This is a genomic window from Halomonas garicola (assembly GCF_031935715.1).
Lineage (GTDB): Bacteria > Pseudomonadota > Gammaproteobacteria > Pseudomonadales > Halomonadaceae > Vreelandella > Vreelandella garicola.
On sequence record NZ_JASSZF010000028.1, the window covers coordinates 1 to 12436 of the forward strand.

Genomic DNA, 12436 nt, shown 5'->3' on the forward strand with positions numbered 1-12436 from the left:
CACGGTCGACTGGTTCCATATCGTGCAGACCTTCACCAAGCGGCTAGACGAGGTGCGCAAGAAGGAGCGCCGCGAGCAGGAACACCCCAAGTCGCTGCGCTGGGCCCTGCTGAAGAGCCTGGAAAACGAGAACCTGACGCCCAAGCAGCTGGCGGCGCTCCAGGAGCTGGTGGCTGACCAGAGCGCCACGTCCGATGCCTGGGTGATCAAGGAGAAGCTGCGCTGGATCCAGAAGGCGCCGACGCCACGCGCGGCTCGATGGCGCATCACGAACTACCTCAAGGTCATGAAGGCGGCGGTCTCGGAGAAGCCATTGCTGAAGCCGATGGGAAAAGCCCTGGCGACGTTGGAGCGCCACGCCGATGCGGTGGTCAGGCGTTGGATTTCGGGACTGACGAACGCACGACTGGAAGGCATGAACGGTCTGTTTCAGGCGGCTCGGTCACGCGCACGGGGTTACCGGAACGAGGCCAACTTCATCGCCATGATCTACCTGATTGGCAGCCCGGTGGGGCGCCTGTTCGATCAGGCCAAATCCACATGAAACGACGAAGAACCGCTTATAGCGCCACCGCACATACGAGATCGCCACGTCGCCTGCGCTCCTCGCGATGACGGTAGAGGGAAAAGTCCACCGCAAGTATGAGATCGCCACGTCGCTGCGCTCCTCGCGAAGACGGTGGTGGGAGGCGTGCACAAGGCTGTTGTGTCGTGGCGAGCACCCCCTGCTGTGTCATAGCGAGCGAAGCGAAGCTATCTCGGGTTTGCTGGTAGAGGGTGGTGTGATGGCGCCTAGGGAATCAGGTGGTCGCTGGGCACTTCGACCGGGCGCTGCTGCTGCAGCATGTTGAGCAGTATCACGGCGCGCTCGGTGCCCTTGGCGTACTGGAAGACGGCTTCCAGGCCCTTGAACGGCCCGTCGGCAATATTGACGCGGTCGCCGGCAGAAAAGCGGCTGTGGGGGCCGTCGGTGTCGTGAGGGCAGGTTTCCAGCTGCTCGACCAGCGCGTCGGGCACTGCGGCGGGAATATTGCCGAAGCTGACAATGCGCAGTACCCCCCGGGTGGAGCGGATCGGGCGCCAGTTGCTGTTGATCTGGTCGAGCCGGATAAACAGATAAAACGGAAACAGCGGCTCGCACACCGGGGTCAGCTTGCCTCGCCGGCGGCGCTTGCGCTCAAGCACCGGGTGAAATACCCGGTAGCCCTGATAGGACAGGTGCTCGGCGGCGCGAAAGGACTCGCCGGCCTTGCACTGAATGACGTACCAGGCGGCTTTTGGGGCGTTGGGTGTCTGCGTATCCTGACAGATAGGCCGTCTCCTCTTCACCGTGGCGTGTTGGCGTCGTCAAGCTGCTGCTGAAGAATGTCCAGCGTGCGGTCGATCTGCTCCTGGGTATGGTCGCAGGAGAGAAAGAAACGCAGTCGGGCGCTGTTTTCCGGCACGGCAGGATACACGATTGGCTGGACGTTGATACCCTGATCGAACAGCGCCTGGCACAGCCGGGTGGCCTGGGGGGAGTTGCCGACAATGACCGGCACCACGGCCGCGCCGATGCTGTAGCCGGTATCCAGCCCGCGCTTTTGCGCCTGAGCGAGAAAGTAGCCCGAAATAGCGTGCAGCCGGGCCACTCGTTCGGGCTCGGCGCGCATCAGTTCGAGCGCCTTGAGCGCCGGGGCGGCCACCTGGGCCGGCATCCCCACGCTGTATAAAAAGCCCGGCGCGAAATAGCGCAGCATTTCCACCAGCGGCCTGGAACCGGCAATATAGCCCCCACAGCCGGCCAGCGTCTTGCTCAGGGTACCCATCCAGATGTCGACGTCGTCGGGCGCGGTGCCGCAATGCTCGTAAAGCCCGCGGCCGCGCTCGCCCAGCACGCCCAGAGCGTGCGCCTCGTCGACCATCAGCCAGGCCTCGTGGTGCTTTTTCAGCGAAGCGAAGCGGGCCAGGTCGGGCGCATCGCCGTCCATGCTGTAAAGCCCTTCGATGATGACCAGCACGCGCTCGAAGCGGTGACGATGGCGCGCGAGCAGCGCCTCAAGGCTCTGGGGATCATTGTGCTTGAAGGGCATTCGCTTGGCGCCGGACAGCTGGGTACCGACGAGCGAGCTATTGTGGATGTACTCGTCGTGGAGCACCAGGTCTCTGGGGCCGAGCAGGTAGCCAAGGGTGGAAACGTTGGTGGCGTGGCCGCTGACAAAGGCGACGGCGTCCTCGGCCCCGTAGACGTCGGCCAGGGCCTGCTCCAGCGCCTGGTGGATAGGGCGCTCGCCGGACACCGCCCGGCTGGCGGATACCGAGGTGCCGTAGCGCTCCACGGCGTCCCGGGCCGCCTGGTTCACCCGGGGGTCGCCGGAATAGCCCAGATAGTTATAGCTGGCAAAGTTGATGAAGGTCTGACCCTCGAGCGTGCTGGTGGCGCCGGCCGTGCCTTCGTGTACCTTGAAAAACGGATCGGTCAGGCCCAGCCGGCTGGCGCCCTGACGCATCAGCGCCAGGTGCTGGTAGCCGGGGTGCGCGGTAAAGTCGGTCCAGGTGCGATAATCGCCCGCCGGGTTGCCGGTGGACGGGGCCGGGCGCTCGCCGCCCGTCGCTTCGGCCGCGCGCGGTGACGACCGGCGCCTGGCCCGGGCCAGGAGCTTCTGCTTTAACGTTGAGTCTTCCATGTCGTGTGCCCGTTGATCGTAATGCCCGTTGGTCAGCTGTCATCCAGCGTATCGACGCCGTGGCGCTCGGCCAGCGTTTCCAGGGCCTGGGCGTTTTCCGTTGTCTCCTCGCCGTCGCCTTTCTGCTGAATCCTCTGCTGTAGCACCGTGGCCAGCCGGGCCACGGTCGAGGCTTCGCCAAGCACCATCACCGGAAGCTGAACGCCCAGGCGGCTTTCCAGCGCGGTCATCAGCTCGACGCCCATGAGCGAGTCAAAGCCCATGTCGTAAACGGAGCGATCGACGTCGATGCCGCTTTCGTCAAGCAGCAGGATACCGGCAAGCTCGGCGCGCAGCACCTCCACCAGGGTTGCGTACTGCTCGTCCGGCGGCAGCGTCAGCAGCAGGGCGCCGATATCCTCCCGGGTCTCCTGACCGGGGGCATCATCCCCGGTGCGGGCCAGCTCGTCAAAGCGTGCGGCCCGGGCGGTGGGCAAAAAGCGCGACAGCGCGCCCCAGTCAAGCTCGAGCACGCCGAGGCTTGCGCTGTCGGCCAGCAGTACCTGTTCGAGTATCGCCAGCGCCTCGTCGGAGTGCAGGGCATGGCCGCCCAGGCGCTCCTGCAGCGCCTCCCGGGTGCGGGCGTTGCGTGCCAGAAAGCCAACGTCTTCGATCGCGCCCCAGCGCACGCCGGTGGCCGGCAGCCCGGCCTGCCGCCGCGCCGCCACCAGCCCTTCCAGCCAGTGGTTGGCGGCCACGTAGCTCGCCTGCCCGGGGTTGCCGAACAGCGTGGTGGCCGACGAGTAGGCCACGAAAAAGTCCAGCGGCAGAGCGCGCGTCAGGGCGTCCAGGTGCCGGGCGCCGTCGATCTTGGGGGCAAGCACGGCGCTGAGCGTTTCGGGTTCAAGGTGGCGGACGAGCCCGTCCTCGATCACCGTGGCGGCGTGGACGACGCCGGCCAGGGGGCCGAGCTCGTCCTGGCCGCGCTGGATAACGCCGGCCAGAGCGTCGCGGCAGGTGACGTCGCAGGCCTCGGCGAGCACCTCGACGCCCTGGCGGGCAAAGGCGGCCAGGGCGGTTTGTGCCTCCTCGCTTTGCGGGCCGCGGCGGCTGAGCAGAATCAACCTGCGCGCGCCCTTGTCGACGAGCCACCGGGCGGTTTTCAGGCCAAAACCCGAGAGGCCGCCGGTGACCAGGTAGCTGGCATCGGCCGACAGCTCAAGCGAGGTAGCGGCTCGGCCGGTGGCGGGTTGGCTGGCGGGCGCTTGCGCCCGGGCATCATCGTAGGTGACCACGACCTTGCCGATTTGCCGGGCCTGCTGCATGTAGCGGAAGGCATCCACCACCTGAGGGTGGGCAAACCGGGTATACGGTAGCGGGTGCAGCGTGCCGTCGTTGAACAGCGCCATCATCTCGTTGAACAGCCGCCGGGTCAGCTCGGGCTGGACCTGCATCAGCTGGTCCGAGTCGATCCCGAAGTAGCTCAGGTTGTTGCGAAACGGCCGCAGGCCGACGTGGGTGTTGTCGTAGAAATCGCGCTTGCCCAGCTCCAGAAAGCGGCCGAAGGGGCGCAGCACGCGCAGGTTCTGATTGATCGCTTCGCCGGCCAGCGAATTGAGCACAACGTCGACGCCTGCGCCCCGGGTGTCTTCGAGCGTGTCTTCAAGAATATCTTCGGCAAAGGTGAGCGAGCGCGAGTCGTAGCGCCGGGTAATGCCCATTAGCTGTAAAAAGTCGTGCTTGTCCGGGGAGCCGGCGGTCGCGTAAATCTCCGCGCCCAGCCAGCGGGCGATCTGCACCGCGGCAATGCCCACGCCGCCGGCGGCGCCGTGGATCAGCACTTTTTCGCCGGGCTCTAGCCGCGCCAGGTGTTTGAGTGCGTAGTAAACGGTAAAGAAGGCGGTCGGAATCGTCGCCGCCGCGGCGTAGCCGATGTGCTCGGGTAGGGGGGCGACGCTCTCGCGCTTGGCGATGACCCGGTCGCTGAAGCTTGCCGGGCCGAAGCCGACTACGGCCTGGCCGGGGGTCAGATCGGTGACGCTCGCGCCTGCGCGGACGACTTCGCCGGCAAACTCCAGCCCCAGCGTCGGCCCGGCAAAGCCGTTTTCGATCGCTTCATCCGCGAGCAGCCCCAGGGTGTACATGACGTCGCGGAAGTTGAGGCCGGTGGCTTTGACCTGCACTTCGATATCGTTGGCCTGCAGCTCGGGCAGCGTCTGCGGCTGCCACGTCAGGTTGCGCAGCTGGCCGGGCATACTGAAGCCCAGCGCCATGGCCTGATTGGACGCCGCCGGGCCCGCGTGGGGCGCGTCGCCGGGGGTCGGCCGCGTGCGCAATCGGGTGGCAAAACGCTCGCCGCCGGCGGTGATCACCAGCTCGTTATTGTCGTCCGGGGCGAGCAGCGTAGCGGCGCAGATCGCCAGGGCCTCGGCGGTCAGGGCGGCGGGGAGGTCCAGCAGCATCACGTCCTGGCCCTGAGCCTCGTTGGCCAGGGTGCGGCCAAAGCCCCAGAGCGCGGCGTCGTCGGAAACGGCCGGCGCGCCGTCAGCCGAGTCGCTTTCGCCCCAGAGCGCGGCAACGCCGCGGGTGGCTAGCCACAGCGTCGACTGGCGAGCGGCATCGCGGTCAGACAGTTCTTCCAGCGCCAGCATCCATTGGCGAGCGCGCAGGCAGCGCCCAGCCGGTTCGGTTGCTGGGCCGGTAAGGTCGAGCACGTGCAGGTCGTCGGTGAAAGGCGGTGAGCCTGCCAGCGCCTCCGCCGGGGTCGCGCCGGTCGCGGCGAGGCTGGCGCTAGCGCCCCGGCGGCGCAGCGCCTGTGCCAGCTGCTCGGCTTCCCCGGCCCGGGGCGCGTCGGCGCACAGCAGGTAGTGCCCCGGCTCGGCGGCGTCTGCCGGGAGATCCGGGGTTGCTTCGGGCAGCTGCGCCTGCAGCAGGTACATGCCGGTATCGCCGTTTTCCAGGGGCACGGGGGCGGCGACCGTCATGCCGCTTTGCCGCAGCCACTCGCTGACCGTGGCAAGTTCCGGCGGCGCCTGGTCGATGCCGGGGGTGGCCAGCACGGCGTCCAGCCAGGCGTGGGGGTGGCTTCCCAGCACCATCAGCTGGGCTCCGGGGGCGAGCAGCTCGGGCAGCCGGACGATCAGCTGCCGGCTGGCCTCGGGCCGGGTCACATCGACGCTCAGTAGCGCAAGCTGAGCCCGCTGCGCCGGAGCCAGCGAGGGGAGTTCGTCGTCGCCGGCCGCGTCGTCCAGGCTGTGCTGGTCGATCAGCGGAAAGCGCTCCTGCAGCTGTTGGGCCTGGTGGCGGGCGCTATCGTGGGTGGTGACGGCGCGGTAGTGCCAGGCGTCGGACGCCGGCGACAGGCGCTCGAGCAGGCGCTGGCCCAGCAGCGGGGCGCAGGGGCCGGCCTCGAGCAGGGAGAGCCGCTGGCCGTTCGGCAGGGCAGCAAGCGCGCTCTCAAGCAGCTCCCCCAGGGCGTCGCTGAGCACCTGCCAGCCGCGCTCGCCGGGAATCGCGGCGCTGAGGCGGCTAAGCTGACCCGGGGTAATTCCCAGGGTGTCCAGCGTCCGGGTGCCGCGCGCCAGGGCGTCGCGGTGCAGGCCCAGCCGCCCGGTTAGCTGGGTCAGGGCGAAGTAGTCGGGGTAGTCGCGCACCAGCAGCTGCCAGATCTCCTCGGGCGGCAGCGCCTCGTCCTCGCCTTCCAGGGTCAGCCCCTCGCCGGAAAAGGCGTCGCTCAGGCTGTCCAGCAGCGGCGCGACTTCCCGGGAATAGCGGCTTTCGGTGCGCTCGGCGTAGGCGGTGCTCAGGGTCAGCAGTTTGGCCAGGGCGGCGTCATCCAGATCGAGCGGCGCGGCGGTCAGCGGCGCCGGGGCGAGCACGACATCCAGGTAGCGGATCGGGGTCCGATTGGGCCGCGCCAGGCGTACGGCCTTGAAGCGCGCTTCGCTGACTGCGGCGACGCAGTTGCCCCGGGCGTCGAACAGCCAAAAGTCGGCGCTGAAGGAGTGGGGCGACCGGCGGCGCATGATGGCCTGGGCCAGCACCGGGGGGCCGGCGTCCAGGTTTGTTTGAATGCGCTCGAGGCGCACCGGGACAAAGGCCAGCGGCTCCCCGGCGGCGTCGTTCTGCTCCGCCAGCAGCGGAATAAACAGCTGGAAGGCGCTGTCCAGAAGCCCCGGATGCAGGTGAAGAGTTTCCTGCTGGGCGCGCATGGCGTCGTCCAGGGCCAGCTCGCCGATGACGCTGTCGCCTTCGACCCAGCCGTGGCTGAGCGCCTGGAAAGCGCCGCTATAGTGAAGCCCAATACGCTCGGCGAGCGCCAGGTGGTCGGCGCGGGTGAAGTCCGGAGCGCGCCCGGGAAGCGCGGGCGGGCGGCGCTTGAGCAGCGCGCCGCGGCTTTCTTCCAGGCGCCGGGCAACGGCGTGGCGCTGCCATTCCCGGCCTTCGGCGGGCTCCCGGGAGGCGATGCGCATACGGCCGTCGGCCGGGTCCAGGTGCAGCCGCACCCTGCGGCCGTGGGCGCCGTCCAGCAGCAGCGGCGCGAGGATGTCGAGCGCTTCCACGTCGATCAGCGCCGCCGCGGACTCCTGTCGCACGGCGGCCAGCGCCAGCTCGACAAAGCCGGCGCCGGGAAAGACCGCGCCTTCGCCTACGACGTGGCCCGCAAGCCAGGGGAGGCGCTGGGTATCGAGCTGGCTTTCCCAGGCGTTGTCCTGCTGAGCAAGCGGGTAGCCCAGCAGCGGATGTTGATAGTAGCGCTTGAGCTGCCCCAGGCTGTCCGCGGTATCGGCAACCCAGTGGGACGTTCGCTGCCAGGCGTAGTGCGGCAGCGCGACGCTTTTCCCCGGGACGGGGAAAAAGCGCCGGGTATCCGGCACGCTGCCGCTTAGCAGCAGCTTGCCCAGGCTCTCCCGCAGCGCCAGGGGGCCGTCTGCTTGGCGTACCAGGGTGGCGATGACCTGGCCGCTCTGCTGCTGCTCGTGCAGCGCTTCGCTGAGGTAGCGGCGCAGGATCGGGTGCGCGCCCACCTCGACAAAAACGTTGTAGCCCTGCTGCACCAGGCTTGCCGCGGCCGAATGAAACAGCACCGGCCGGCGGATGTTGTGCCACCAGTAGCGGGCATCCAGCGCGGTGCCGGCCAGCGCCTCGCCGGTCACGGTGGAGATGAACGGCAGCCGCGTTGCGCCGGGGGCAAGGCCGTCCAGCGCCCGGAGCAGGCCTTCGCGGGTGGGGTCCATAGCCGCGCTGTGAAAGGCGTAGTCCAGCGGCAGCCGTCGGGCCACGATGCCGCCGTCGTGGAGGCGCTGCTCGAGCACCTTGAGCGCGTCGGCCGGGCCGGCGAGCGTGACCCCCTTGGGGCTGTTGATGCCGGCCAGGGCCACGGCGCTGAATTCGGGGTCGTCAAGCCACTCGCGTATGGCCTCGGCGCCCAGGGCCACCGCGGCCATGGCCCCCGTGCCCCGGGTGGTCTCCTGGTAGTGGCTGCGCAGGTAAATGACCCGGACCGCATCGGCGAGGCTCAGCGCTCCGGCGGCCCAGGCGGCGGCCACTTCGCCGACGCTGTGGCCCGTGACGGCAGCGGGCTCGACGCCCTGGTGCGCAAGCCACTCGGTCAGCGCGACCTGGAGCGCAAAAAGGGTAGGCTGGGCGATATCGGTATGGTCCAGGCGCTGGCTGCCTTCGCCCTGGCCGTCGTTACGGCCTTCAAGCTCGGCGCGCAGGGAAAAGCCCGCGTACGGCTGGAACAGCGCGTCAACGCAGTCAAAGTGCTCGCCGAACACGGCGTCGTGATCCAGCAGGTCGCGGCCCATGGCGGCCCACTGGCAGCCGTTGCCCGAATACACCAGTACCGGGCCGGCGGGGGCAGCCAGGCGTTCGCCGCGAACCACGGCGGCGTTAGCGGTATCGCCGGCGGCGAACCGCTCCAGGGCGTCCGCCGCCTGGTCGGCGCTGCGGGCAAAGCACAGCGCCCCGTGGGGCAGGTGCTCGCGGTGGTGGCTCAGCGAATAGGCCATGTCGTAAAAGGCGTCCGGCGAGCGGCGCAGCGTCTCGGCCAGGCGCTCGGCATTGGCGCCGAGCGCCGCCTGGCTGCGGGCGGTCACGCGTACCGGCAGCGCCTCCGGCACCTCGGCAGAGGGCGCTTTCGCAGCCGCTGCCGGCGTATCGGGGGCGCTGCGCAGGATCACGTGGGCGTTGGCGCCGCCAAAGCCGAAGGAGTTGACGCCGATCACCAGCTCGCCCCGGGGCTTCAGCGGCCGCGAGGCGGTGACGATATCCAGATTCCAGTCGTGGACGTGGATCGCCGGGTTGAGCTTTTGAATGCCGATGGTGGCGGGCACCCGACGGTGCCTCAAGCTGTAGAGCGCCTTGGCCATGCCGGCAACGCCCGAGGCGGTTTCCAGGTGGCCGAGGTTGCTTTTGACCGAGCCGATGGGGAGCGGCCGCCGGCGCTGCTGGGCCAGCGCCTCGCCAATGGCGCGCGCCTCGATCGGGTCGCCCACGGCGGTGCCCGTACCGTGGGCTTCGAGGTAGTCGATATCGTCCGGGGCAATGCCTGCCTGCCGATACGCCTGGCGCATCAGTTCGCTCTGCGCGGTAGGGTTGGGCACCGTCAGGCCGTTTTTATGGCCGTCGGTATTGACCGCCGTGCCGGCGACCACGGCGAGGATGCGGTCGTTGTCGGCAACGGCCTGGTCGTAGTCCTTCAGCACGAAAAGCCCGCCGCCTTCAGAGCGCACGTAGCCATCGCCGCTTTCATCGAAGACCCGGCAGCGCCCGGAGGCGGACAGCATGCTGGCCTTGGAGAAGACCAGAAAGCCGAACGGATGCAGGTGCAGGCTGATGCCGCCGGTCACCGCCATGGAGATGTCGCCGTTGCCGATGGCCTGGCAGGCCTGGTGGAACGCCACCAGCGACGAGGAGCAGGCGGTATCCAGGGTGAAGCTCGGCCCGTGGAGGTCAAGCACGTAGGAGAGGCGGTTAGCGACAATGCTCGCCGTGTTGCCCGTGGCCGACGAGGCCTCCAGCGCGGAGAGATCGTCGGTCATGCGGTAGGCGTAGTCCAGGCTGGCCACCCCCAGGTAGACGCCGCACTGGCTGCCGCGCAGGGCTGAGGGCGGGATGCCCGCGTCTTCAAACCCTTCCCAGGCAAGCTCGAGCATGATGCGCTGCTGGGGGTCCATGTGGGCCGCTTCCCGGGGGGAAATGCCGAAAAAATCCGCGTCAAAGCCGCTGACGTCGCCCAGGCTGCCGGCGGCAAAGCTGACGCTGGTGCCGGGATGGCGGCGATCAGGATGCCAGAAGGCCTCCTGGCTCCAGCGGTCGGGCGCGACCTTGGTGACGAGATCCTTGCCGTCTTGCAGGCCTTGCCAGAACGTCTCTGAAGCGGTGCCGGGGAAGCGATAAGCGGCGCCAATAATGGCAACGCGTTTGTTCATAAATCGTTCTCGATATCGACGTTTTTATAAGCGGGTGACGGGGCCCCGGCGTGGCGGAGCAGCGCGCTGCCAAGCGCCTGTGCCGCCAGCCGCGAAGGGGCGGCCTTTGCCTCGGCGGTTTGCCGGGTTGACCATACCATATACGGCGTCTCGCCGGTGGGCGGCGAGTAGTAGGCGTAGGCCTTCGGCAGAATGGGCACGTGGTCGCCGTAAAAGCCGAGCAGGCCGGGCCGGGGCGCCTGGATAAGCGCTCGGTTGAGCGCGCCGAGCATGGCGTCGGCTTCGCGCAGGTGGCGCAAATAAACCGCAAGGCTACGCTGATGCTCGGGCAGTGGCCAGCCGGCTCCGGGCAGCGTGGCCGCCAGCAGGTCACGACGGGGCGGCTCAAGCTCCAGCGGGCCGTGGTTTTCCATGGTAATAACAAACACAAACAGCGGCGCCTCGGTGTGCTCGGCAAGCAGCTGCGCCACTTTTCGGGCGACGGCGGCGTCGCCGATGTACTGGCCGTTTTTATCTGCCGCGCAAAACGCCCGGTCGTCGATAAAGGTATCAAAGCCCAGGTGGGGCATGACCCGGTGGCGAAAGTAAAAGCGCGCCGGGTAGGGGTGCACGCAAACGGTGCGATACCCGGCCGCTTTGAACGCGGCGGCAAGGCCGGGGAAGGGCCGGCGTGCCAGGTAGCGATAGGGGTTGAACTGGTGAATGCCCCAGTCGGCCGGCGCTATGCCGGTCAGCACGGCGCACTCGGTGCGCACGGTGTTGGCCCCCCAGGCGGGAACGTCAAGCGTGCCGTGCTGCCGGGCTTGGCGGCAGGTGTCGTCCCACTGGGGCAGCACGCCCCGGGCGACGTCCGGGCACCAGGTTCGCGGGTCGGAAAACGATTCGTTTTGTACCAGTACCACGTTGGGGCGATCGGTGGCAGCAAGCTCAGATAAAGGCGACGCGCCGGCCGCGGCAAAAGGCGAGGCGCTCGCCGGCGGCGGCGCCTGGCGCAGCAGTGCTATGCCGTACGCCCACAGCGAGGCAAAGAGCCCTAGGGTGTCAAGGTCGCGCCGGGGGTAAAGCGTCAGCTTGGGCAGGCCGGCAACGCCGGCGGCGATGAAGGCGGCACCGAGGGCGCAGAGCGCAAGCCCTGTCGCCAGAAAGGTCGTTAATCCGGCCGCGTATAGCCAGCTAACTTCCAGCAGGAAAAACGCGGCGATGGCGATCAGTCCGGCCAGGCTGGCGCCGACGGCCAGAGCAATACCGAAAAACGGCACGTACAGGCGCGGGTGGCGGATGGCATCAACGAAATACTCGAAGTCGTGGCAGATGAAGGGTTCGTTCAGCGTGCGCGACTTGGTATTGCTGGACTGTACCACCACGAGCTGCAGCGAAAGGAGGGTCACCGTGGCGAACCAGGGGCGCTGGAGCAGCAAGAAGGCAATGCTCCAGAGCAAACACCAGCTGCCCAGGTGGACGGCGCCGGCCGCCGCGCCGCGCCGCCAGAAAGGCCGGGGGCGGGGTATAAGCAGCGCTTCCACCACCAGGGAGCCTGCGAGCCCCATGAGCAGCGGCCCCAGCGGCAGGCTACTCATCGCCGGCGCCCGGCAGGCGGTGGTAGCCCAGGCGCTTGAGCAGCCGCTGAGACAGACCGGCGGGCAGCAGCCCCAGCCAGCGCGCTCCCCAGTTCAGCCAGAAGGGAAAGGCGATACGTGCCCGGTTGGCCCGGATGCCGCGCTGAATGACTCGGGCGGCGCGCGTCGGCGGCCACTCGTCGGGCTTGGGGCCGGGCATGGCCTGACACATGGACGAGGTCACATAGCCCGGCATGACCACGCTGACGCCGATACCAAAGGGTTTTAGCCAGCCGCGCAGCCCTTCGGCGTAGGCCTTGATGCCGGCCTTGCTGGCGCTGTAGGTCGGGGTGGTGGGCAGGCCGTACCAGGCCGCCAGCGAGCTGATGAACACGAGCTGGCCGCTGCCCCGGGCGCGCATGGGGGGCACGAAGTGCTGGGCCATGGCCACGGGCACGGCCAGGTTGAGCGCCAGCACGGCTTGGGCGTCGGCGGCGGGCTCAAGCTCACCGGGCGCCGAGGGATGGGCGTTTTTGCCGGCGCAGGCAATGGCAATATCCGGGACGGCAGCGGCGGATACCTCGTCCAGCCACAGGGACAGCGCCGCGGGGTCGGTGAGCTCGGCGCAAGACGTGCTGACCCGGGCACCCTGGCAACGGCAGTGGCGGGCGAGCGCTTCAAGCGCGTCCTGCCGGCGGCCGTGCAGGATCAGGTGCGTGTCAGGCGCGGCGTAGCGTCTGGCCAGGGCGCCGCCGATGGCGCCGGTGGCGCCGGTAATCAATACGGTGGTATCGGGCAT

Annotated in this window: 6 protein-coding genes; 1 reads left to right on the top strand and 5 read right to left on the bottom strand. The window is 68.5% G+C overall.

The features are described 5' to 3' along the window. The coding region (locus tag RS027_RS10425) for a transposase (protein ID WP_311956588.1) at positions 1-544 on the top strand (544 nt) is incomplete at its 5' end. Between the two features lie 248 nt (positions 545-792). Here RS027_RS10425 and rfaH read toward each other — a convergent pair. The 5 genes from rfaH to RS027_RS10450 are packed head-to-tail and all read right to left on the bottom strand — an operon-like array spanning position 793 to position 12436. Beyond that, positions 793-1329, bottom strand: coding sequence for a transcription/translation regulatory transformer protein RfaH (rfaH, locus tag RS027_RS10430; RefSeq protein ID WP_311956589.1), 537 nt, complete (start codon positions 1327-1329; stop codon positions 793-795). Continuing rightward, a complete protein-coding gene (locus RS027_RS10435) occupies positions 1326-2666 on the bottom strand; it encodes an aminotransferase class I/II-fold pyridoxal phosphate-dependent enzyme (protein ID WP_311956590.1) in 1341 nt (446 codons plus the stop codon). The genes rfaH and RS027_RS10435 overlap by 4 nt, the downstream gene beginning before the upstream one ends. Positions 2667-2698: 32 nt before the next feature. Next, positions 2699-10081, bottom strand: coding sequence for a type I polyketide synthase (locus RS027_RS10440; protein WP_311956591.1), 7383 nt, complete (start codon positions 10079-10081; stop codon positions 2699-2701). Further along, a complete protein-coding gene (locus RS027_RS10445; protein WP_311956592.1) occupies positions 10078-11658 on the bottom strand; it encodes an LTA synthase family protein in 1581 nt (526 codons plus the stop codon). Before RS027_RS10445 ends, RS027_RS10440 begins: the two co-directional genes overlap by 4 nt. Next, the gene (locus tag RS027_RS10450; RefSeq protein ID WP_311956593.1) at positions 11651-12436 is read right to left on the bottom strand and encodes an SDR family NAD(P)-dependent oxidoreductase; all 786 of its coding nucleotides are present in this window, start codon (positions 12434-12436) and stop codon (positions 11651-11653) included. Before RS027_RS10450 ends, RS027_RS10445 begins: the two co-directional genes overlap by 8 nt.

Coding starts and splice junctions, on each gene's coding strand:
- RS027_RS10435 (WP_311956590.1), bottom strand. CDS start 2,666: ATGGAAGACTCAACGTTAAAGCAGAAGCTCCTGGCCCGGGCCAGGCGC.
- RS027_RS10445 (WP_311956592.1), bottom strand. CDS start 11,658: ATGAGTAGCCTGCCGCTGGGGCCGCTGCTCATGGGGCTCGCAGGCTCC.
- RS027_RS10450 (WP_311956593.1), bottom strand. CDS start 12,436: ATGCCCGATACCACCGTATTGATTACCGGCGCCACCGGCGCCATCGGC.
- RS027_RS10440 (WP_311956591.1), bottom strand. CDS start 10,081: ATGAACAAACGCGTTGCCATTATTGGCGCCGCTTATCGCTTCCCCGGC.